We start from the raw sequence: 22,706 nt of genomic DNA, 5'->3' as shown, positions 1-22,706 counted from the left end.
TTGCTGGTCGGCCCAGAAAAGATTAAGCTTTCAGCAAAATAAAGCCGCTAAACTAGGGCTTAGCGGCTTTTTTCACATGATTCGTTTTTTGGGTCGGATTTATGGGAGTCTAAAACTGAAATGCGTCTCCCGCCTTATGGTCTCCTTCTAGCACCAGAATTCCTTTTTCAGCAGGAGCATCCGGCAAAGCGAGCTCTTTTGCTGAGCAGATCATTCCGCTTGACGGAACGCCGCGAAGCTCTGCATCCTTAATGACAAGTCCGCTCGGCATCACGGCGCCCACTTTGGCAACGACAACTTTTTGGCCTTGGTCAACGTTAGGTGCGCCGCAGACGATCTGAAGCGTTTCTTCTCCTACATTGACTTTGCATACGCTTAGTTTATCCGCATTCGGATGTTTTTCTTTTGATTCCACATACCCCACAACAAACTTCGGTGATAAATCAACGACTAATGTTTCTTCAACGCCGTTTCTGCTTAGAATCTCATTCACATCTTGCACGAATGTTTCTGAGAGCGCAACAGGACCGTTTTCATCAATGGTCAAGTAAGTAGACGCATTGAAAATGTTGAAGCCCGTTGTTTCCTTTGTTTCGTTATTGAACATTTTGACGACGTCACCGCGTTTTTCATAGCCTATTTGTTCACGTGTCACATCTTTAAGAGAGATCAGGAGCGTGTCTCCCACACCTTCTTTATTATAAAAAGCGTTCATAAGTAAAAATCCTTTCTAATCCTTTTTCGGACGGCTTTTCGCCAGGATAAACACCGGTTCCAGCTTTCCTTCATTGTACAAAAATGAAAGGGCGGTAATCGGAACGGTGCCGCCTGCAAAGAAGCTCATCGACATTTGTCCTAGAATATCATACCCCGATTCATTCCGGATGTCAGCAAGAATCAGAACGTCCTGATGCGGAACAGAGATTGCCAGCTCACCTTCTGCACGTTGCTTGTACTCATTTAATACCGCTTCGTTCAGAATCCGGCTGGCGTCGTAACCGTCGTTTGCCCTGAAGAAATAAAAGTAATTACCGGCAACCGTATCCTCTTTGACAACCGTCGGCAGGGAACGGAGATTAAATGCAGCCGTTTCTCTGATCCGCTCTTTTGTCCAGTTTTCTTTCTCAAGCATGCGCTGGTCAATTAAGCGATAGGTTTTCCCAAGATCAAGCGCATAATAAATTCTTGTCTCTGCGGTATGATCGTCATAAATGAGCGGAATATCTTCGCTGGACTTGTCCGGGAAAGAAGTCGAGCGGATAACCGGATAAATGCGGCTTTCTTTTCCGGTCATTTCCTGAGCCTTCCCTTCCATTGCCGTCATTGCTTCGGAGACATAGTACACAATCTCATCAATGGCTTCGTCTTTTTTCAGTTCCCATTTTGCAATAATCGGCGGCAGGTCGAGCGTAATTCCTTTTTTGGTCGTTTGATCCTCAACACGGAGGGTGTCTTTTTCTCTGTCAAACAGAAAGGAGCGATTCTCGTGCTGAAGGCGCTGTTTCAGTATATCTGACAGCTTCCTTGAGGTCATTTTCAAACCGGGTATCCTCCTTTACGCTTTTGCGAGAGAGTCAGTTAAAAACTGTTCAATTTCTTCTTTTGTTTTGCGGTCTTTGCTCACAAAACGATTGACTTCTTTTCCTTCATTAAACACAACAAAGCTTGGGATCCCGTAAATTTCCCACTCTGCACACGTATCAATGAATTTGTCGCGGTCTACGTAGTAGTAAGTGAATTCAGGGAAGTTCGCTTCCAGTTCAGGCAGAAAAGGCTCTACAAAACGGCAATCCGGGCACCAGTCAGCTGAAAACATAAATACCGCCCAATCATCCTTTACCGCTTTTTCCAGCTCTTGAGTTGATTCAATTTTTTTCATTTCATATCCCTCCAGTTGTTTATGTTCTTACATGTTTGTTTATCGATACTCGTCCATTTGGATCATACCAAACTGCTTGCGGCAAAACCACTTATATGCAACGAACGGATATGTAAGATTGGCTTTCCCATTATCATTATCATATTTCATTTGCATTATCAAGCTCGTTTCGTTTAACATCGTGTACATGAGGGTAAAACTTACAGATGGACATATATAAGGAGGGATTCAGTATGGAGTTTATCGTCTATTTAGCAGGAGAAATCCACAGCAATTGGCGTGAGGAAATCAAAGAGAAAACAAAATCACTGAAGCTGCCGATTACGTTTGTCGGCCCGATGGAGAATCATGACCGATCAGACAATATCGGAGAAGAAATTATGGGCGTTCAGCCAAATGCCGTTTTGAAGGATGATAAAGCCTCAGACATGAACAACTTCAGAACCGCCGTCCTGATGAATAAAGCAGACTTTGTGATCGCCCTGTTTGGCGAAAAATACAAACAGTGGAACACGGCAATGGATGCATCATATGCAATCGCAAAAGGAAAACCCCTGATTATTATCCGGCCGGAATCGCTCCACCATCCGTTAAAAGAGCTTTCCAACAAAGCGAATATAACGGTTGAAACCGTGAACCAAGCCATTAAGGCCCTTTCCTATGTATTTGAAACAGAATAAGAAAAAAGCTTGTCGATCCGGGCTTACTGCCCCGTTCAACAAGCTTTCATGAAATCCTACATATTTTCTTTAATCGCATCCACTGTCTGCTTATCGCAGGCTGTTACAAGTTTGATGAGCATTTCTTTAGCAGCAGCATAATCATCAATATGAATGATAGAAGCGTTCGTATGAATGTAGCGGGAACAAATTCCGATAACCGCTGAAGGAACGCCGCTGTTCGAAATATGAACTCTGCCTGCATCTGTTCCCCCGCCTGATACAAAATATTGATATGGAATATCATGTGTTTCCGCCATATCAAGAACAAATTCTCTCATTCCGCGGTGCATGACTGTCGTTCTGTCAAGAATACGGAGCAAAAAGCCTTTTCCAAGCTGGCCAAATTCATTTTTGTCACCGCTCATATCGTTTGCCGGACTGGCGTCAAGCGCGAAAAACAAGTCCGGTTTAATCATATGAGAAGCCGTCTGCGCGCCTCTCAGCCCCACTTCTTCCTGAACCGTTGCACCCGAATAAAGCGTGTTCGGAAGTTCTTTTCCGTGCAATTCCTTCAGAAGTTCTATGCTCAAGCCGCATCCATACCGGTTATCCCACGCTTTTGATAATATTTTCTTTTCATTCGCCATCGTCGTAAACGGACAGACAGGAACAATCTGCTGTCCCGGTTTTATGCCGATTTTGATAGCGTCTTCCTTATCATCCGCTCCGATATCGATCATCATGTTTTTGATATCCATCGGGCGGTTTCGCTGAGCATCTGTCAGCAGATGCGGAGGTATGCTTGAAATCACACCCGGAACAGGCCCGTTATCTGTTTGAATTTCAACTCGCTGTGCAAGCAGCACCTGGCTCCACCAGCCCCCGAGCGTCTGGAACCTGAGCAGCCCGTTGTCTGTGATGGATGTAACCATGAAGCCGACTTCGTCCATATGCCCGGCTACCATGATTCTCGGTGCGCCCTCTGCGCCTTTTCTCACCCCGAAAACACTTCCCAGTCTGTCCTGAACGATGTCATCGGCATATTTGGCAAGCTCCTGCTTCATAAAAGCACGAACCTGATGCTCATTGCCCGGCGCGCCGGGAAGCTGCGTCAGTGTTTGGAAAAGCGCTTTCGTTTCTTGATTCATGTTTTCCCCTCATTTCTATGTAGTCCTTTTATTTTATTAGAAAAAATCAAGTTTTCCAAGCACCCTGACCGAATCTGCTCGATCAGCCGCGTATTGCTTAACAGGATTTGGCGGTTTCTGTATAATGAAAAGTACGATCAACCAGGAGGTGCTTTATTTTGAAATTGCGTCATCTTCTTTTAGGAGCAGGACTTGGCATTTGTACGGCTGTCGTTGTGAAACAATATGTGATGAAGCCTTATATTTCTTCAGAAAAAGCGCTTCGAATCGTAAAATCCGCTTTTAAGCAGCGGGGGCCGATTGATGGATCATGGATTTACACCCAGCCGGAGCCTTACAATGTGAACGGAGAAACAGTACAGGTATACAAAACCGGCATTACACGATCAGCTTTCGGAGAATTAGAGCAGTATGAAGTCATGGTGGATGCGAAAACGGGGATAATTGTAGATGTCATTGATACAATTGCCTCTTAACAAACACCGGACAAGCATAAAATAGAAGCCGCTGCCTATGCAGCGGCTCTTTTTTTATTATATCGCGCGAATCGGTTTATATACCGGATACCACATCGCGTCCTGCACAGCCTGTATGATGTCCTCAGGCTCTTCTGTCGCAACGCCTTCCTTAATTGCAGTTTTAGCGACTTCAACTGCAACGGTTGCCGATACAGTCCGCAAATCCTCTACTTTCGGAAGCATCGGCGCGCCAAGCACCCCGACATTAACCATACTTGCGATCGCGCGGGCACATGCTTCAAACATGCCATCGGTTATTAATTTTGATTTAGTGACAATCGTTCCAAGCCCGAGACCAGGGAATACAAGCGCGTTGTTTGCTTGTCCGATATGGTACGTTACACCGTTATATTCCACTGGCGGGAACGGGCTTCCTGTCGTGATCAGCGCACGGCCTTCTGTCCATTCGATTAAATCCTCGGGTTTTGCTTCAGAAAGAGTTGTCGGATTCGACATCGGCAAAATCGCCGGACGTTTTACGTGTGACGCCATTTCTTTTACAATTTCTTCAGTAAAAGCACCGGAAACCGTAGATGTCCCGATCAGGATCGTCGGTTTTGCCTGCCGAACCACTTCAAGGAGATCAATACCCCCGCCTTCTCCGTTACGCTGATAATCCTTCACTTCATCAGCCGAACGGGCATAAGGCTTTTGGAAATCAAGAAGCTGATCCATATCATCTGTTAACAGCCCGTTTCGGTCTATGCACCAGAAGCGCTGGTATGATTCTTCCTCACTCAGCCCTTCGCGCACCAATGCTTCCCGCAGCTGTTCAGCAATCCCGATTCCTGCCGTTCCTGCTCCGAATATGACGACTCTGTGATCCCTCAGCGGCACTTTAGACGCTTTTGCACAGGATAAGACTGCCGCCAGTGAGACAGCGCCTGTACCTTGGATATCATCATTAAACGTACACACTTTATCTTTATAGCGTTTCAAAATGCTGCGCGCGTTTTTCGCTCCGAAATCCTCCCAGTGCAGCAATGCATTTGGGAATGTTTCTCTCGCCAGCGCAACATAATCGTCAATGAATTGGTCATAGCGTTCCCCGCGTACTCTGGAATGCTGGTTGCCGACATAAAGCGGGTCGTTTAAGAGGCTCTCCTGATTTGTCCCCGCATCTAAAACGACAGCCAGCACTCTGCTCGGATCAATGCCGGCAGCCGCCGTATAAACCGCTAGCTTGCCGATAGAAATCGCGATTCCGCCGACGCCCCAATCTCCGATTCCTAAAATTCCTTCCGCATCAGTTGCAACAATTAAATCGATCGTATCGCTTTGATCTTTATACTGTTTAAATGCTTCTCTCATACCGTCCGGGTCATCGATTGACAGATAGAGCCCTCTTGGTTTTCTGTATTCATGGCTGTATCTCTGGATCGCCGTTCCGACTGTCGGTGTATAGACAATCGGGAGCATTTCCCCTAAATGGTCATTTAACAGGCGGTAAAACAGCGTTTCATTCCGATCGTGCAGTGCTGTCAAATAGACATTTTTGCTCAAATCGTCAGGCTGTGCGGAATATTGTTCGTATGCTCTTTTCGCCTGATCGTCAATTGTTAATACCTTTGGCGGCAGAAAGCCTTTTAAACCAAGTTCTTTTCTTTCTTCCTCAGTAAAAGCAACACCTTTGTTCAAAAAAGGAACAGAGAGTACTTCAAGGCCTCTTAATGTTGTTTGAATGTCTCCTTCGTTTGTTACTTTGAATTGTTTCACCCTGCCTCTTCCTTTCTGAGCATAATTAGTACTAGGTTTGCATTATTAGCCGGAAAACATGCAGGGTAAACATAAAAATATGCTATCGCTTCATTCGCTTGACTGAATCTTTGATACTTCCATCCTCATTCCATTTAAGCGCGCGATATCCAGCGTCATGATAAAAAATAAACCAAGCGTCTTTTTCGGCTGCGAATGCCTGCCATTTCTGCTTTTGCGGTATAGACGTCATCGGATAATCATCGTAAGCCAGCACCCATAGCGGATTGCGGTGGGCGTGTGTCGGCATCAGATCTGCCATATGTACGGCGGTTTCACCCGCATCCTCGCATATAAGTACACTATGTCCGTCGCTATGGCCTCCGGTGTGATGCATCGTAATCCCCTCTGTAATCGTTAAGGTGTCTTCAAAGGTTTTGACTTGGCCGGCAACAGCCTCCCAGTTTTCTTTCCAATACGTATTTTTCGATCTGATATTTGGATGGCGCATTTCATTCCATTCAACAGCTGATGCATAAATCACTGCATTCGGAAAGACAGAGACGAGCTGTTCTCCCTCATATTCTGTTAAACCGCATGCATGATCGAAATGAAGGTGTGTCATAGCGACTACGTCTATATCAGCAACCGTTAATCCGAGTGCCGCTAATGATGTTTTCACATTCGATTCTTGTGTCACGCCATAGTTTCGTTTTTGTTTATCAGTCAGCTTGCCGAACCCAATTCCGGCGTCAACGATAATATTCAGTCCGTCCTTTTGAATGAGGATAGGGTCTGTCCTTAGTTCAATCTGGTTTTTTTCATTGACTGGATATTTTTTAGACCATAGCGGCTTTGGAACGACGCCGAACATGGCACCTCCGTCCATATGTGTCACGCCTCCGTCAAGCCAGGTTAACGTCATGTTTCCAATTTTCATTGTTTCCATTTTCATCCCCCCTGTCATCATGGTAGCAAACGGCCCATAAAAAAAACAGACTCCTTCAGAGTCTGTTTACGTTCTCCATTCAACTTCAGCCCGATAGATCGGCTGGCCGAGCGCTGAGAATTTTTCTTCATATTCTGTCATAATATTGCCTTCCAGATTGCTGTTATGCAAATCGAGACTGACATATGTCAGCAGCAGGCCATACTCAGAGAAGCTCTTCAAAGAGTATTCAAACAAGCCGCGGTTGTCCGTTTTAAAATGAATCGCTCCGCCTTTTCCCATTACTTCTTCATATTTTTTGAGGAAGTGGGAATACGTCAGACGGCGTTTTTCGTGGCGTTTCTTCGGCCAAGGATCAGAAAAGTTCAAGTAGACCCGTTTAACTTCACCAGGCTCAAACACATCCGTCAGCGTGTCCGCGTCTATATTCAGAAGCTTTACATTCGGCGCTTCGCTGTCTTTTACTTTTTGGACGGCTGTCACGATGACGCTTTTAAATAACTCAATACCAATATAATTGATGTCCGGGTTTTGTTTGGCCATTCCAGAAATGAATTGCCCTTTTCCTGTACCGACCTCGATATGGATCGGATTGTCGTTGCCAAACACTGTGTTCCATTTTCCTTTATAATCAGCAGGATTGCTGATGGCAATATCTGCGTTCTCAGCCAAAAAGTCATCAGCCCAAGGCTTGTGGCGCATTCTCATATGATTGACACCTCTATCTATTATTTCGACTAACAACATACCATGAATTAAAAAGACCCGCAAGATCGTTTTTCCAGTGTGCCTTTTAGGGCCGATGATATAAAAAAAGAGGTTCCCGTCTGTCGGAACACTCCTTTCACATGCATAAAAACGCTCTATTTTGAACAATTTAACCCGTATGATACTGAAGGGATGTGTACCGTTATGGGTTTACATTATGAGCATCAAGTTCATTTATTGAAGGATATATTGACTGACCATCAATTGGATTGCTGCGGAACCGTCGCAGAATACGAGCAGCTTGAGCGTGTGATTAAATCGCTGATGGCAAACACCGAGCTTGATTCAAACTTCAAAAACGTGCTGGAAGATGTTTACCGCTACAGCCAATCAGGAATATCGTCCAAATCCATCGACTCACACATACAAGAGCATCAGAACAGCCTCTCTCAATGGGTAGAGCAAATGGATTCGTATTCCTGATTATTCAACGATACGTTTCATGAGAATATGCAGTTCTTCCATTGCATCATGAAATTCCTTATCATTGCCTTTTGCTTTGTGCCAGGCAATGAAAGTGATTGTTTCCGATAACACATACCAAGCCATTCGTAACCGCAGGCTTTCTGTTAACTCAATGCCGTACATGCTCAGCCAGCTCTCCCAAGCTGGCTTTTCGACATAGTGGTACAGCAAAGGCCCGAGATCCATCGCCGGATCAGCGATCATGGCGCCGTCCCAGTCAATTAAATACAGCTGGTTGTCTTCAGACAATAGCCAGTTATTATGATTGACATCACAATGGCAAACGACTTTCTCACCGAAATGCACTTCATGCAGATGTTCTTCTAAATACTTGATTCCTTCTTGAATCAGCGGCGAAGATTGCTGCACAGCAAATACAGCCTGCTTCAGCTGAGACAGAAGAGCCCCCGGGTTCAGCGGTTCTTTTCCAAGTCTCTTCAGCATGTCCAGCAAGGCTTTTGATGTGTGTATTTTACGAAGCAATTCAGCAACGGGCCGTCCGCTCATATCTTTGGGCTTCAGCTCTCTGCCGGTCATCCAGTGCTGGGCCGTAATGACGTCCCCATTTTCCATCCGTTTTGTCCAAACCAGCTTCGGAACAATGCCTTCGGCGGATAAAACAGCTAAAAAAGGTGAGCTATTACGTTTTAAAAAAAGCTGCTGCCCGTTATGTTTCGCATAATATGCATCTCCTGTAGCTCCTCCGGCGGGGAAGATCTCCCAATCGCTACCTAGTAATTGTCCCAACCAGTTCATATCAATGTTCAACCCATCATTTCTTAAAATATTTTAGAATAAAGGCTAATCGTCTCCAGTCTATCCAGCGAGTGCCTTTTTCGTACGAATCGTATGAAAATAAAAAAGACAGCTATTGAGAGTCTCATATGCTAATCAATAGCCGTCCTTTAAATTTTAGCGCTATAGCACAAACTTCGTCAAGCAAAACTCTTAAGATCTGATGCTAAATATAAGATAACCGTTCCGATGCCGTTTACCGCAACCGCTTTCTTGATTTCTTTCGGATCATGATGAAGACCTGATGTGTCACATAAAAGCCGGTACGTTTTGTCGTTTGGCAGCTTCCATTCAACGAAGTCCGGACTCGCGTGATGAATGACGATGATGTCTTCCCATTCATCAATCCCGTTAAGGTCATAGAGCCTGTATGCGATAAGGTGTTCTTTTAGCGTTACACATTCAAGATGGCTCTGGATGTCTGCAGCGGAATTGAGACGAAATGCCGGATGCGTTCTTCTCAACGAAATCAGCCTGCGGATATAGTCAACATCTTCTTTGAACGTTTCACGCCGATCCCAATCCAGCTGATTGATGCTGTCACTGGATTGATAGCTGTTTTCCACTCCCTGCTTCGTCCGGAAAAATTCCTGTCCGCTATGAATGAATGGCACCCCTTGGGCCAGCAAGATAATCGCGGCTGCAAGCCTTTGCCTGCTTCTTTTTCTCCTGTCAGTTTCTTGAGAAAGCACAAAGCCCATTTTATCCCAAAAGGTGTGATTGTCGTGTGACTCAACATAATTGATGGACTGGCTGGGTTCAGGAACAATTGGTGCTAATGCCTTCCATCCGGAAGAGCCGGCTATCCCGTGCATAACGTTTCCCGCTGCTTCGCCGCTTCCGAGCGCAAATCCCGCTGCCGTGAGGTGAAAGGTGTTCCCTTTCACAGCGTCACGAAACATATCATTAAAAAAACCGATGCCCGGTATTTTTGTAGCGTTCGCCAAGATCGCTTTTTGTTCATGCGGCAGAGGTGTTGCCAAATCCCATCCTTCTCCAAAAAGCAGGATTCCAGGCTTTACTGCAGTTGCTTTTTCTTTTATATAAAGAACGGTATCGATATCTAAAATGCCGAGCAGATCAAAGCGGAAGCCGTCAGCATCGTATTCCTCAATCCAGTAGATGACGCAATCCGCAATGAATTTTCTCGCCATCCGTCTTTCTGACGCAATGTCATTGCCAACGCCGGTGCCGTTTGACGGCATCCCAAATTCGTCATGCCGGAAAAAATAACCTGGCACTGTCTTTTCAAAAGGTGAATTCTCCCTCTCGTACACGTGATTAAAGACGACATCCAGAATGACTCGCAGTCCATGCTGATGAAGGGTTTTGATCATTTGTTTTAACTCTGTTTTTCTTGTTTGAGGATCATGAGGGTTTGAGGCATAGCTTCCCTCCGGGGCAAAAAAATGAAGCGGGTTATATCCCCAATTGTAAGCATCAAGCGGCTTCTCTTCATTAACTCCGGCAAAATCATTCACCGGCAGAAGCTCTACATGTGTAACGCCTAGCTCTTTTATATACGCCAGTCCGGAAGAACAGCCATTTGTGGTTTGCGTATCTGTTTCCGTCAGCGCTAAGTATTTTCCCTTGTTTTTCATGCCGCTGTTTTCATGAATGGAGAAGTCGCGGATGTGCATCTCATAGATGACAGCATCCACAGGGTTTGAGAATGGTTTAAGCTTGTCAGCCCATTTCATTTGATCCGGGCGCAGGACGACACCCTTCTCTCCATTTACTGTCACTGCCTTTGCATACGGGTCAACCGTTTCCGCCCATACTGAATTGTTGCAGATGCAGAACACATACTCATACCCGTGGAGATCACCGTTGACAGTAACGGTATAGACGCCTTTGTCTATCCGAATCATTTGGAATATGCGCCCGCATTTATTCGGATGTGAGAGCTTGACAGCAGCTGAGGTTGCGGCAGGCGCCCATACTTTAAATTCAGTATAATCCGCAGTATAAACAACCCCCAGCTCTCCGTCGTAATAAAATGAATCATCAAACGTATCCGTCCGGATGACCGCGCCAATTTGGAGATCCGTTTTGTCGCCGCTGGACGCTCTGACGGCATGTATTTTTCCGAATGTCACTGGACGGTCAGATACGCAGACGTACTTGTATGTTGCTTCAAGGCGGCATTCCTCCCTGACAGCCAGAGGAAAATCGGTTGTTTCTGTCTCAAGCCGAAACGGCGGTTTGATGATTTCTTTTTGTTCAGCAGGAATCAGAACGGTAATGATATTCATATCATCGACATACGCTTCGAAGCTGCGGCGGATGCTGACCATTGGAAGCTCTCTCCTCCAAACACGTTTATGTTTTAATCCTTAGGGGTGAAGGACTCGATGCCAGACGAAACGGGGTGGTGCCCATGATTTCTCCGTCAGCATGGAACGGAATTTTGTCCTTCGTATAAAACGTAATGTCCTTTGCTTTAAACATCGTAACGCCATCCATCTTTGTATGTTTTCCAAATGCCATCAGACATAAAAGCCAATATTTTTTCAAAAACGGCTGATTTTCAACGATCACGATATCAAATGCCTTCTCGCGCGGATTTGCAAGCGGCGCCGCCTTCATGCCGCCCCCGTAAAACGGATGGTTGGATACAACCGCAAACCAGACATCATGAAATTCTTGTGTTTCTCCTTCTATTGTACAAGCTAATGAAAACGGCTTAAAGGTCGCCGAGGCGTGCAAATGGGAAAGCGGATACACAAGAAATCGAAGGCGAAGAAAAAGAAAAAACCGTCTCAACGGAAATTCCATCGCCTTTTTATTGACATATGCGTCAAACCCGATCCCGATATGATTCATAAAATAAAGAATCTGAGATTTATCCTGAAGGAAATTAACGCTCCCTAAATGAAAGGTTCGGGTTAACGGACGCTTTACCTTCTTGATTTCCTGTATCAGATCGTTTTTTTTAACAGAGAATCCTCTCGAAAAATCATTATACGCGCCCGCCGGCACAAAGCTCAGTTCAATATCGTCAACATCTTTCAGCCCGTTGACAACTTCATGCATGGTTCCGTCTCCGCCAATGACGATCAGGCGCTTCAGCTTATATTCCTGTATCGTTGAAATCTGCCTGGCGAGCACCTCAGCGTGTCCCGGGTGTTCAGTTAAAAATGAACGGTGCTCGACCTTTCGTTTGATCAATTCCTTTTGAATGGACTTCCAAACACGCAGGCCGTTTCGATGCCCTGCTGTGGGATTAATAATAAAGAACCAATGGCTCATCTTTCTCACCTGCTTATGTTATGAGAAAACCGCTCAAATCGTTCTCTTTTACTCCAGCCACTCTTGTCTGCGATAGGAGTCAGACATGCAGTAAGACAATAGAGCCTTTGCTGCCTTTACCTGATGATGTTTAATCGGAGCAGTGTTTTTCTTCTGCCGCTCAATCCATTCCTCCGCGCCCCGCTTATCTGCTATTTCTAAGCCGTATGGCGGTTCCGGGTAATCGATGTACGACGTTCTGCTCAGAAGCAATTTTCGAACTGGAATTTCAGCCTGTTTTTCCTTTATGATCTTTGACACAACGGAGTCCGTGCGAAACAGGCTCAGCCCCGGATTTAACACTGATGCAGTCTGAGAGGCTGTTTTCTTCTCCCAAAAACGATTTTTAGACCCGATGTACACACTGTCTTCCTCCGCCTCTAAAAAAGAAACGCAATAAATGTCAAGCGGGGAAATAATCACAATGCTTAATTCAACCGCCGCCTGCTGAATTTGCAGCACAGGCTTATACATAATGAAATAAGAATCAGGCAGCTGCTGGGTCAGATAACGCAAAATGCGGTCCTGCTTCACCTGGTTTGAGAGATGTGATATTTCTGAAAGAGTAGAGCTTGCCCATTTAAGCTGAAAGTCATATAAATGTCTTTTATAAAAAGAAGCAAGCGCCATCCTGCTCTTCGGCAGCCTTACATGTAAATCGTCTTCTTCCTCAAACCATTGGTGTCTCTCTTCTTGTATATCGGCTTTTATCTCTTCTTTTCTTCTTTTCAATGAAAATTTTTTTCGTTTCTGCACCGGTTCCGGCTCTTCGGCACTGGCTTGTCTTTCTTCATGCTGGCGCTCCGCTGCTTCTATTAGTGAAAGCCAGCGCTCTTTTTTCAGCCGTACAAACTGATTTATATAATGGTAAGGATCAAGCTCATATCTCGATATATAATCATGAATTTTGATGATTTGTGCCATGTTCGTTTCTCCACTCCGCAATGAATTAAGATAAATGAAATTTGAATATTTCCTCGTATTTTGGTGATTGGTTCAAGTGTATTTGAAAGAGCGAAAACCGTTCAGCCATCATCGAAACCTCGCCGCTTTCAAACGGAACATGTGCCGGAAATCCTTCTTCGCCTGTCCATTTTCTAGCCAGCGTCATATGAGGGTGATACGGTCTTTTTTCCACTTGAAAGCCGGCTTGAAGAACAGCCTGTTTCGTATGTTCCCGCAATAGTTCAAGCGTTCTGTTTTTCTTTGGCTCCAGATGTAAAACACGCGGCCTTCTGCGGTCGCCGAATACATCTATTTTGCCAAACTCAATCGGAAACGGATCGGTTTCTGAAGCAATCGCAGCTAGTGAGCCTTCAAGCTGTTGGATTTGTGTCTCATCCGCCGCTCCGAGAAAAATCAACGTGATATGGTAGTCAAGCGGGTGCACCCATTTTTGAAACGTCAAAACCGGCTCGTTTTTCGCAGCTTGGTAAATCGGATTCGCGATTCCCTCAGGAATGGGAACACCGATGAAATAATGAGGCCGTATATCTGGCATCCGTCTGACACTCCCTTCTTTGACAGCTATTATTTTATCAATAAAGAGGCTGTGCGAATAGAGGAACAGTGTATGAAAACACTCTCGCACAAACGTTTATTATGTTAGGATATTATATGACACTTGTTTTATTCAGAAAGGAATGACAATGTTGAAAATCGTTGAAAATACAGCCGATTTGATAGGAGATACACCGCTTGTGAGATTAAATCGGCTTCAGCCAGAAAACGCGGCACAAGTCTATTTAAAGCTTGAATTCTTCAATCCGAGCGGCAGTGTGAAAGACAGAGCCGCTTATCAGATGATCATAGAAGCAGAACAAAACGGTTTGCTCAAGCCGGGCTCCGTTATTATAGAGCCGACAAGCGGAAATACCGGAATCGGGCTCGCCATGAATGCGGCAGCACGCGGCTACAAAGCGATTCTCGTCATGCCTGATACGATGACGAAGGAACGGATCAACCTACTAAAAGCTTACGGCGCAGAGGTTGTATTAACGCCTGGAGCGGAAAGAATGCCGGGCAGCATCAAAAAAGCGAAGGAGCTTGCCGAACAAATTCCGAACAGCTATATTCCAATGCAATTCGATAACACTGCCAATCCTGATGCGCATCGGAAAACAACGGCGCCTGAAATTGCCCGGGCAATAGAGGAAATCGGAAAACCGCTCGGCGCTTTTGTAGCCTCTTCCGGAACGGGCGGAACCATTACCGGAACAGGTGAAGCGCTCAAAGAGTTTTTTCCGGATATCACGGTTCATGTTGTCGAGCCTGCGGGTTCGCCTGTATTATCCGGAGGAAAACCCGGCGCACATAAGCTTGTAGGGACGAGTCCAGGCTTTATTCCTCCAATCTTAAATCAAGAGGTATATGATGAAATTATCAAAATCTCTGATGAAGACGCCTATGCGACGACAAGACGCCTCGCTGCTGAAGAAGGAATTCTTGTCGGCCCTTCGTCAGGCGCTGCATGCTTCGCGGCAATCGAAACAGCGAAACGCCTCTCTCCTGACCAAGTTGTGGTCTGCATGACAGCCGATACGGGAGAACGGTATTTATCAACTGATTTATGGTCATTTGTTTAAAAAAGGACAGGCTTCAGAAGAAGCCGGTCCTTTTATTTTGCAAGTTCATAGATCGCCTGCGCATATAAAGCTGTCGATCTAAGCAAATCATCGATTTCGATATATTCATCCTTTTGATGTGCGCTGTCAGGACGTCCGGGGAACAGCGGGCCGAACGCGACACCGGCTTTTAAAGATCTAGCATAAGTCCCCCCGCCGATTGAGATTAAATCAGCTTTTTTGCCCAACTGGCCTTCATAAACCTTTTGAAGGGTTTTGACTAACGGATGGTCTGCTGACACGTGATGCGGCTTGCTGTCTTTGAATTCTCCCAGCTCAAATTCAGATGCGCTTTCGAATGCATCGCGGATCGCTTTGCTTTCTGCGGTAACAGGATAGCGGATATTGATACCGAGCTCGCCTCCTTGCCCTTCCGTATAGCGCAGTGTCCCGACATTTAATGTCAGCTCCCCGCTAATGTCATCCTCACAGTCGATATTCAGTTTCTTCCCTCTCGTATCGTCTGAAAACTTGTCTGTCACGACTTGCACAAACCGCTGTCCTGCTTCATCAAGCTTAGCCTGCTGCAGAAATTTGCACAATAAAAGGCCGGCATTGATCCCATTGTTCGGTTCCATCGCATGGCAGGAAAGCCCGTACATACGCAAAATGAGCTGTCCGTTTTCTATTTCAGCTTCCCCTTTTTGATCTGTCGTGCGAAGCATGTCTTTAAATGAAGCAAGAATCTCTTCTTTTTTCGGCCCTTCAATGACAGCTTCCGCAGCATCAGGCACCATGTTCAAGCGAAGGCCTGACTGAAATGAGACAAGCACTGTTTCTGAATCGTTTGAGCGGTGCGGGATCAGTAGTGAAGCATCAATGATCCCTTTTTCCGCGTTAATAATTGGAAAATCGGCGTCAGGCGCAAATCCCAGCGTAGGCATTTCTTCATGCTTGAAATAATGCTCCACACATCTCCAATCGCTTTCTTCATCTGTTCCGATAATGATTCTGACACGCTTGGACAGCGGCAGATTCATATCTTTCACGATTTTCAGCGCGTAGAACGCAGCCATCGTCGGACCTTTATCATCAATGGCGCCTCTTGCATAAATCCGTCCGTTACGGATATCAGCTGAAAACGGATCACTCGTCCACCCATCTCCTGGCGGCACGACGTCAACATGGCAAAGTACGCCGACAATGTCATCGCCCTCGCCCCATTCAATATGGCCCGCAAAGCCGTCAAGATTTTTTGTTGTAAAGCCTTCTTTTTCTCCGAGCTTCAACAATGAAGTCAAGCTGGCATTTACTCCTTCTCCAAACGGCTTGCCAGGTCCGGCGGTTGTTTCGTCCATTACACTGTTGATTCTCAAAAATTCCTGCGTATCACGAATTAAATCCTCTTTTTTTCTAATCACTTCGACTTCCCAGTTCATAACGATCCCCTTTCCGCAAGAAATGACTTGCAAAAACAAAATAAAACGAATAATATTAATGGTGTTTTGTTAAAACGTTCGTAATTGGAGGATACTATGTTTCATCTAAAAGAGCAGCAAACATCCATAAAGCAAGAAATCATAGCAGGACTGACCACCTTTTTCACAATGGTCTATATCGTCGTGGTTAATCCGGTCATTCTGGCTAATGCCGGAGTTCCTTTCGACCAGGTTTTCACCGCAACGATTATTGCCTCCATTGTCGGAACGCTGTGGATGGCCCTGGCAGCAAATTACCCGATTGCTATTGCGCCCGGCATGGGTTTGAACGCTTATTTAGCCTTTCATGTCGTAAGTGCAAGCGATGGGGGCATTACGTACGCAACAGCTTTCAGCGCCGTATTTACAGCAGGGGTTCTCTTCATTATTCTATCGTTAACGCCTTTAAGAAAACAACTTATAGAAGCGATTCCAAACAATTTAAAATACGGGATCACAACAGGGATCGGGCTGTTTATTGCTTTTATCGGTTTGCGGCAGGCGGGAATTGTGGCTGCTGATGAGTCAAACCTGGTTACTCTCGGCAATCTGCATTCACCTGGGGTTATTTTAACGCTGGTCGGCCTTCTGATCAGTGTAGTCTTAATGGTGCTGAATGTCAGCGGCGCCTTATTCATCGGAATGGCAGCTACCGCTTTGATTGCCTTTTTTACCGGGCAGCTGCATTTTTCAAAGGGCTTTATGTCGCTTCCTCATTTGCCGGACGGATTGATCATCTCTAATCCGTTTTCCGCTTTTGGAGATGTCGTTCATCACGGCCTGTACGCTGTCGTCTTTTCTTTTCTATTGGTCACGATTTTTGATACGACCGGCACGATGATCGGTGTTGCCGAGCAAGCCGGGCTGATGAAGAATAACAAGCTGCCGAACGTGCGAAAAGCACTGCTTGCAGATTCAACGGCGACGACAGTAGGAGCTGTTTTCGGCACGAGTCCGACAACTGCATTTATCGAATCTTCCGCCGGTGTCGCAGCCGGGGGAAGAACGGGGCTTACAGCTTTGACTGTTGCGGTGATGTTTGGGATCTCAATGTTTTTCAGTCCGCTAGTCAGCGCCTTATCCGGCATAGCCGCCATCACCTCTCCTGCTTTGATTATTGTCGGCAGCCTGATGATGAGCTCAGTTTCCAATATGAATTGGAAAGAGATGGACGAGGCATTTCCTGCGTTTCTCGTCATTCTGGCCATGCCTCTGACATCAAGCATTTCTACAGGAATTGCGCTTGGCTTTATTTCGTATCCGATCGTAAAAGCAGCGCGTGGAAAATGGAGAGAGATTCATCCGCTCGTCATCGTTTTCGCCATTCTGTTTTTCATCCAGCTGTTTATTTTATAACATAGACAAAAAACCCAGACGTCAGCCGTTTGGGTTTTTTTATGTAAACAATAAAGAGACAGCGGCCGCTACAAAACAAAAGGCGGCAAACGCATAGTGCAGGGTGTTGATACAGCTTTTTTTGGCCCGGTAATACTCATCACTTTCCTTATCGGCGCCAATTAAAAAAGGGGCATCCATGACCTTGTCAAAGATAAGTGTAAGGATATAACGGCAAACGCCTGTATACACCAGCAGCGCAATCAGCTTCAGCCAGATAGGGGAGACAAATATTAGAACGGTGAAAGCTGACAATAGCATGTACATCTGCCTCGCATACTCGCCATTCCTCAGCGTGACTTTAAAAAACAATTCCTTATAGCCAGTCAAGATCGTTCGTCTTTTAAATATCCTTTTTGAATTCCGGTATAATAATGGCTTTCTTCTCAGCCTGTCTTTTACTTTCGGGATTCCCGCCTCCTGGCTCATCATCATCACAAGCCCGGCAAGCGCAAGCCTGCTTTTTTTCTCTTCAGTCACCTCTGCTTCAAAAGCCGAGAACAAAGCTGTCTTTTTCCAACCGCGGACGAATGCAAAAATCAAAAACAAAATGCCAATGAGCGCAAGCAAACGCCACTCAGTGAATACGATCAGGACAGCAGAACCAGAGAAAAGAACGGCTCTGAAAAGAATTTCTGCAATCCGTCTTGAAATGGAACGCGGCTTTCTGATCCTGTCTTGCTTTAAGGCTAAAAAGGTTGTATGAAGGCCAAACAGGTAGCACAATAGAGCCGTACTTTCTGCCAATGTGATATGACTGATAAAGGGAAGAACAATGAAAAAGAACAGCAGCCATTTGGCAAGCGTGACAAAAAAAGAATACATCAGCGCGTACTGTTTGAGCTGATAGATTATCTCTTTCTTTTGCAGCAAAAACACTTTGTCTGCTTCCATTAAAAACGTATGGATTGAGCCTGTGCACACGATCAGCACACACACAGCGTACAGCCATCTCCATTCCATCATTTCAGACCACTCATAAAAAAGGCCTCTTCCGTTCATCAAATCGATATACTGATAGATGACAAAAGCAAGCGCCGGCAAAACAATGTAGAGAGCGACTGTCCAGTCAATGACCGCATGGAATACTTTAAACTGATACCTGTAATAGTCAAACAGCCTTCGAAAAAAGAGCGTACGCCCGTTCATGGCTGATCACCTTGGACCGCCTTATAAAAACAGTCAAGCAATGACTGCCCCTCTAATCTAGTCTGGCCCTGAATATCTTTTAACGTGCCTTGGAGAAATAAAGAACCTTTCTCCATCATGTAAAACCGGTCGCAAATTTTTTCTGCGGTATCAAGTACGTGGGTACACATGAGAATACCGGCTCCCCGATCTTTTTCTGCCATAAGCATGTCCACAAAACGTTTTGTCGATATCGGATCAAGGCCGATAAATGGTTCATCAATCACATACATATCCGGCTTAGAGAGAAAAGCCTGGATAAGCATCAGTTTTTGCTGCATGCCTTTTGAAAAGGTGACAGGCAGCTCGTGCATGACATGGTCAAGCGAAAACGTCTGCAGCAGGCTTTGGGCCCGATGCGCAAAATCACTCTCCTCAATCCCGCGGAGCGTGTTGATCAGATCCAAATGCTCCCACAGCGTTAGTTCTTCGTAAAAGGACGGATGCTCCGGAATATATGCAAATGAACAGTCGTTCCAGGCAATATGCCCTTTAAAGTCTTCTGAGAGGCCGAGTATCGCCTTGATTGCGGTGCTTTTTCCGGCGCCGTTAGCTCCGATTAGCCCGACTAGCTCCCCTTTTCCGACTTCCAAAAAAACATCGGTGAGCACTTTTTTTCGGCTTGTATACCCTGCCTGTTCTATTGAAGCTTCAAGCAATTTTGTCAAATCTCACCCACCTCCAAAATTTACTACGAAACAGAATAAAAAAAGTTTCTTTAACCATAATAATATTGTGTCGAAATACATAGTAATCCAACAAGGATGGCTGCCCAACTCAAATTGGAAAAAATTAATAGGAGTTATCCCTAGATTCATCACTACGATATCGTGTATAATGAGGGCGAATTATTTTAAAAATTACAGATGTCTGCCTTTGTTGCTATTTCGTACTCAGTTGATAGTCGTGAGTTGTGGTTAGTCAAGTCCATCCGATCTTATGATAGGGAGTGGTTTTTTGAAACCTTCAACAAACCGTATGCTAACTCGAATCAAATCAGTTTACATGTTTATCCAAGAAAAAGGTCTTGTGACAACACAGGAACTGGTTGACGAATTCGGCATTACACCTAGAACGATTCAAAGAGACTTAAATGTGTTGGCATATAATGACCTTGTTCATAGTCCAAGCCGTGGCAAGTGGGAGACAACGAGAAAGAAAGTAAAGATTACCTCATAAATTGAAAAATTACATAGGGCCGCCTGTGAGCGGCCTGATAGATATAGGGCGAAGAAACTTCTGAGCCTTGTTTTTGTGTGCTTATCAATAAAAAATCCCGCATCGAAATGCGGGATTTTTTTCATGCTTGCGGCTCATTCAGCCACTGAAGCTCTTCTTCTGTAAGCTCACGATATTCTCCCGGCGCCAGAGCGGGATCCAAGGAAACTGGCCCCATCGAAAGCCGCTTCAGATAAATGACTTCATTGCCGACAGCCTTTGCCATCTGCTTGACCTGATGGTATTTTCCTTCTGTAATCGTCAGGTATATGACGGTATTGCCGTTGTCGTTTGCTTTGATTTCCGCTTTTGCCGGCTTTGTTTTATAGCCGCCTTCAATGTAGACACCCGTTTCCAAATCGGAGATGCCTTCCGGCGAAATCTCTGATTTTAAATGGACTTCATACGTTTTGGGAACATGCTTTTTAGGCGAAAGGAGCCGATGTGCGAGCTGGCCGTCATTTGTAAGCAGCAAAAAGCCCTCTGTATCTTTATCAAGCCTGCCGGCGGGAAACGGCTCAAATCTCATCTCCTCTGGCGTCAGCAGATCGATCACTGTTTGCTGCCGGCTGTCCTCAGTCGCCGACAGCACTCCCTGGGGCTTATTCATCATAAGATAAATGAACTCTCGGTAATCAACCGGTTCCCCGTATACAGTAACCTCCTGCGTATCAGGATCAACGTGCGCTTTTACATCTTTGGCCGGTTTACCGTCGACCATGACGGCACCCGCCTTCACAACAGCTTTTACTTCTTTTCTGGAACCATACCCGCTGTTGGCAAGCAGCTTATCAAGTCTCATACCCGATCTCTCCTTTATAAAAGAAAGCCCGCAGCATGCGAGCTCTCAGTTTCAATATATCTTGTTCATCAGCCAGCATGTCTGCCTCTCTTTAAGAACCCCGGCAAACGGCGGCCTAATATTTTCTGCAAAAATCCTAACCGGTAGCCGCAATACAGATAGACAACTCCGCCTACAGCTGCCGCAATCACCACAACGATCGCAGCTTGCACCTGGCCATCCTGGTAGGAAATAAAGAAGCTTAATACCCACTGTACGATTTTCACGGCAATACCCATAATGGCTGATAAGACCAGCATCAAAACAGTCCGTTTAACTAATATCTTATACGAATAGCCTGCATGGCGCTTAATCATGATAAATCCGTATAAAAGTGAAGCGATATATCCAAGCGCTGTCGCTAAAATCGCGCCGTCAGCCTGCATCAGCTTGATCAGCGGAACATTCAGCACAAGCTTGATCACGACGCCGATCACAAGGCTGACAACCGCAAATTTTTGTTTATTGATCCCCTGCAGAATAGCTGCGTTGACCGTAAATAAAGAGAACAGAATCGCAACTGGCGAGTACCAAAGCAGAATGTTTGCCCCCAGCTCAGGATGAAGACTCTCTGATCCGTAAAAGAACGTATACGTCGGTCCTGCCAATAGAGATATCCCGACAACAGCCGGAATAATTAAAAACAGGATCGTCTGCATCGTTTGATTGATCTGCTGATTCAGCAGCTTATAGTTTCCGCTTGTAAACGATTCAGTAATCGTTGGAATTAATGTCAGTCCGAAAGCCGTTGCAAGGGAAACCGGGATCATCACGAGCTTTTGTACATACAGGGTAAGAATCGCCAGCATGTCCTGACTGATGGCTTGATGGCCGGCTTCAATCATCGCTTTGTTAAACGTATTTGTATCAATATAGTTATACAAAGGGATGGCTAGTCCGACAAAAACGTACGGAGCGGCATAGCTGAACAGCTCGAGGAACATTTTCTTGTAGCTTAAGTTTGCTGTCGGTCCCGTATTCGGCATCATCGCCAACAGGCTGCCCTTCCGTTTGTTCCAATAAATATACAGCACGATCAATCCTCCGAAGGCGCCGATCAGCGCTGCGAAGGTTGCATAACCGACAGCTATTACAAGGCCGCCGTTGAAAACCTTCAAAATCAAGAATGTCGCACTCAGTAAAAAGATGATGCGGACAATCTGTTCAACGACTTGGGAAACAGCTGTCGGCCCCATCATTTGGTGCCCTTGAAAGAATCCGCGGACAAGGCTCATAATCGGCACGACCAAAAGCGCTAAGCTGACCATGCGAATGACATAAACGACATGATCGATTGTCACGCCGTTATTATCCTTTCCTCCCAGTGATATTTCCGCAAAAATCGGAGCGGATAAATACAGAATGAAAAAGGCAATCATTCCAGTGACGAGCATAACTGACATGCCCGCCTTGAGCATTTTTCTGCTTGTTTCATAATCCCCTTTGGAATTATATTTGGAAACAAATTTAGAAACAGCGGCCGGAAAGCCCATCGTAGCAATATTCAAAAATAAAGTGTATTGGTTGTATCCGTATTGAAATAATGCACCGCCTGTCGCCCCGACCATAATGCTGAAGGGAATTAAATAGACCATTCCCAGAATCCGCGATATATATGTACCGAGCGTTAATACAAACGTGCCTCTTAACAGTTTGCTTGACATGTTTCTTCATCACCATTTTCTACGAAGATTCAACTTTTCTATTTTACCACAACTAGGCATTTAGACGGTAATAAATACAAAAGCAATCTTGTGAACATTCAGGTTCGCGGCAAAAGACGTTTAAGGAGAGGCTTTCTTTCGCTATAATAGTACTGCGGACAGGGTGTTCGCACACGAAACGGAAAAAG

At 45.4% G+C, this 22,706-nt stretch carries 24 protein-coding genes; 6 read left to right on the top strand and 18 right to left on the bottom strand.

The genetic code is table 11. From position 1 onward, the window contains the following. Positions 1 to 109: 109 nt before the first annotated feature. Genes ytpR through AC0DBE_RS00390 form a run of 4 tightly spaced genes read right to left on the bottom strand, consistent with a single transcriptional unit; the run spans position 110 to position 2,035 of the window. Entirely contained in the window at positions 110 to 715 is a 606-nt protein-coding gene (gene ytpR, locus AC0DBE_RS00405) for a YtpR family tRNA-binding protein (RefSeq protein ID WP_061186781.1), read from the bottom strand. Positions 716 to 730: 15 nt separating this feature from the next. After that, complete coding sequence (locus AC0DBE_RS00400; RefSeq protein WP_003223439.1) at positions 731 to 1,540, bottom strand: DUF1444 domain-containing protein; 810 nt, start codon at positions 1,538 to 1,540, stop codon at positions 731 to 733. A gap of 15 nt (positions 1,541 to 1,555) precedes the next feature. Beyond that, positions 1,556 to 1,879, bottom strand: a complete 324-nt coding sequence (locus AC0DBE_RS00395) for a thioredoxin family protein (RefSeq protein WP_003237915.1) — start codon at positions 1,877 to 1,879, stop codon at positions 1,556 to 1,558. A gap of 39 nt (positions 1,880 to 1,918) precedes the next feature. Next, a complete protein-coding gene (locus AC0DBE_RS00390) occupies positions 1,919 to 2,035 on the bottom strand; it encodes a hypothetical protein (RefSeq protein WP_014114803.1) in 117 nt (38 codons plus the stop codon). A 77-nt stretch (positions 2,036 to 2,112) separates the two neighbouring features. Between AC0DBE_RS00390 and AC0DBE_RS00385 the strand changes: the two genes are divergently transcribed. After that, on the top strand, positions 2,113 to 2,559 hold the full coding sequence (locus tag AC0DBE_RS00385; protein ID WP_003237917.1) for a YtoQ family protein: 447 nt from the start codon (positions 2,113 to 2,115) through the stop codon (positions 2,557 to 2,559). 56 nt (positions 2,560 to 2,615) lie between these two features. Here AC0DBE_RS00385 and AC0DBE_RS00380 read toward each other — a convergent pair whose 3' ends face one another. After that, a complete protein-coding gene (locus AC0DBE_RS00380) occupies positions 2,616 to 3,689 on the bottom strand; it encodes a M42 family metallopeptidase (protein WP_061186783.1) in 1,074 nt (357 codons plus the stop codon). 158 nt (positions 3,690 to 3,847) lie between these two features. Between AC0DBE_RS00380 and AC0DBE_RS00375 the strand changes: the two genes are divergently transcribed. Beyond that, a complete protein-coding gene (locus AC0DBE_RS00375; protein WP_014114805.1) occupies positions 3,848 to 4,165 on the top strand; it encodes a PepSY domain-containing protein in 318 nt (105 codons plus the stop codon). Positions 4,166 to 4,222: 57 nt separating this feature from the next. Here the strand turns inward: AC0DBE_RS00375 and AC0DBE_RS00370 are convergent, their stop codons facing one another. The 3 genes from AC0DBE_RS00370 to trmB all read right to left on the bottom strand — a co-directional run bounded on the left by AC0DBE_RS00370 (position 4,223) and on the right by trmB (position 7,559). Next, the gene (locus tag AC0DBE_RS00370; protein ID WP_472960740.1) at positions 4,223 to 5,923 is read right to left on the bottom strand and encodes an NAD-dependent malic enzyme; all 1,701 of its coding nucleotides are present in this window, start codon (positions 5,921 to 5,923) and stop codon (positions 4,223 to 4,225) included. Positions 5,924 to 6,005: 82 nt separating this feature from the next. Then, positions 6,006 to 6,851, bottom strand: a complete 846-nt coding sequence (locus AC0DBE_RS00365; protein ID WP_176364381.1) for a YtnP family quorum-quenching lactonase — start codon at positions 6,849 to 6,851, stop codon at positions 6,006 to 6,008. A 66-nt stretch (positions 6,852 to 6,917) separates the two neighbouring features. Beyond that, complete coding sequence (gene trmB / locus AC0DBE_RS00360) at positions 6,918 to 7,559, bottom strand: tRNA (guanosine(46)-N7)-methyltransferase TrmB (protein WP_014114808.1); 642 nt, start codon at positions 7,557 to 7,559, stop codon at positions 6,918 to 6,920. Between the two features lie 204 nt (positions 7,560 to 7,763). Here trmB and AC0DBE_RS00355 point away from each other — a divergent pair, with 204 nt between their 5' ends. After that, positions 7,764 to 8,042, top strand: a complete 279-nt coding sequence (locus AC0DBE_RS00355; RefSeq protein ID WP_003237926.1) for a YtzH-like family protein — start codon at positions 7,764 to 7,766, stop codon at positions 8,040 to 8,042. On the opposite strand, the gene AC0DBE_RS00350 is transcribed toward AC0DBE_RS00355, so the two are convergent. The 5 genes from AC0DBE_RS00350 to thpR all read right to left on the bottom strand — a co-directional run bounded on the left by AC0DBE_RS00350 (position 8,043) and on the right by thpR (position 13,671). Continuing rightward, the gene (locus AC0DBE_RS00350) at positions 8,043 to 8,840 is read right to left on the bottom strand and encodes a phosphotransferase family protein (protein ID WP_003223423.1); all 798 of its coding nucleotides are present in this window, start codon (positions 8,838 to 8,840) and stop codon (positions 8,043 to 8,045) included. Between the two features lie 179 nt (positions 8,841 to 9,019). Continuing rightward, on the bottom strand, positions 9,020 to 11,176 hold the full coding sequence (gene pulA, locus AC0DBE_RS00345) for a type I pullulanase (RefSeq protein WP_472960739.1): 2,157 nt from the start codon (positions 11,174 to 11,176) through the stop codon (positions 9,020 to 9,022). Between the two features lie 25 nt (positions 11,177 to 11,201). After that, positions 11,202 to 12,131 carry a YegS/Rv2252/BmrU family lipid kinase gene (locus AC0DBE_RS00340; RefSeq protein ID WP_014114810.1) on the bottom strand — a complete coding sequence of 310 codons (930 nt, stop codon included), beginning with the start codon at positions 12,129 to 12,131 and terminating at the stop codon, positions 11,202 to 11,204. A 48-nt stretch (positions 12,132 to 12,179) separates the two neighbouring features. Beyond that, positions 12,180 to 13,094 carry a hypothetical protein gene (locus AC0DBE_RS00335; RefSeq protein WP_409509108.1) on the bottom strand — a complete coding sequence of 305 codons (915 nt, stop codon included), beginning with the start codon at positions 13,092 to 13,094 and terminating at the stop codon, positions 12,180 to 12,182. Positions 13,095 to 13,119: 25 nt separating this feature from the next. Further along, positions 13,120 to 13,671: an RNA 2',3'-cyclic phosphodiesterase gene (gene thpR / locus AC0DBE_RS00330; protein ID WP_242734884.1), complete on the bottom strand. Its 552-nt coding sequence runs from the start codon at positions 13,669 to 13,671 to the stop codon at positions 13,120 to 13,122. Between the two features lie 148 nt (positions 13,672 to 13,819). Between thpR and cysK the strand changes: the two genes are divergently transcribed. Beyond that, on the top strand, positions 13,820 to 14,755 hold the full coding sequence (cysK, locus tag AC0DBE_RS00325; protein WP_014114813.1) for a cysteine synthase A: 936 nt from the start codon (positions 13,820 to 13,822) through the stop codon (positions 14,753 to 14,755). Between the two features lie 32 nt (positions 14,756 to 14,787). Here cysK and pepV read toward each other — a convergent pair whose 3' ends face one another. Then, positions 14,788 to 16,173 carry a dipeptidase PepV gene (gene pepV / locus AC0DBE_RS00320; RefSeq protein WP_072566697.1) on the bottom strand — a complete coding sequence of 462 codons (1,386 nt, stop codon included), beginning with the start codon at positions 16,171 to 16,173 and terminating at the stop codon, positions 14,788 to 14,790. Positions 16,174 to 16,269: 96 nt separating this feature from the next. Between pepV and pbuO the strand changes: the two genes are divergently transcribed. Beyond that, positions 16,270 to 17,568, top strand: a complete 1,299-nt coding sequence (pbuO, locus tag AC0DBE_RS00315; RefSeq protein WP_041521042.1) for a hypoxanthine/guanine permease PbuO — start codon at positions 16,270 to 16,272, stop codon at positions 17,566 to 17,568. Between the two features lie 39 nt (positions 17,569 to 17,607). Here pbuO and AC0DBE_RS00310 read toward each other — a convergent pair whose 3' ends face one another. Continuing rightward, a complete protein-coding gene (locus AC0DBE_RS00310) occupies positions 17,608 to 18,756 on the bottom strand; it encodes an ABC transporter permease (protein WP_472960738.1) in 1,149 nt (382 codons plus the stop codon). After that, a complete protein-coding gene (locus AC0DBE_RS00305) occupies positions 18,753 to 19,463 on the bottom strand; it encodes an ABC transporter ATP-binding protein (RefSeq protein WP_472960737.1) in 711 nt (236 codons plus the stop codon). Before AC0DBE_RS00305 ends, AC0DBE_RS00310 begins: the two co-directional genes overlap by 4 nt. Positions 19,464 to 19,752: 289 nt before the next feature. On the opposite strand from AC0DBE_RS00305, the gene AC0DBE_RS00300 reads away from it, so the two are divergent. Then, positions 19,753 to 19,974 (top strand): DeoR family transcriptional regulator, encoded by a 222-nt coding sequence (locus AC0DBE_RS00300; RefSeq protein WP_003152337.1) that lies wholly within the window; start codon positions 19,753 to 19,755, stop codon positions 19,972 to 19,974. A 121-nt stretch (positions 19,975 to 20,095) separates the two neighbouring features. Here AC0DBE_RS00300 and AC0DBE_RS00295 read toward each other — a convergent pair whose 3' ends face one another. Then, positions 20,096 to 20,815, bottom strand: a complete 720-nt coding sequence (locus AC0DBE_RS00295) for a pseudouridine synthase (RefSeq protein WP_014114819.1) — start codon at positions 20,813 to 20,815, stop codon at positions 20,096 to 20,098. 68 nt (positions 20,816 to 20,883) lie between these two features. Beyond that, positions 20,884 to 22,518, bottom strand: a complete 1,635-nt coding sequence (gene murJ, locus AC0DBE_RS00290; RefSeq protein ID WP_061186792.1) for a lipid II flippase MurJ — start codon at positions 22,516 to 22,518, stop codon at positions 20,884 to 20,886. Between the last annotated feature and the right edge of the window lie 188 nt (positions 22,519 to 22,706).

The organism is Bacillus sp. VA15 (assembly GCF_055721145.1).
Note: the sequence above shows the minus strand (reverse complement) of the source record. Positions and strands in the feature narration are given on the sequence as shown.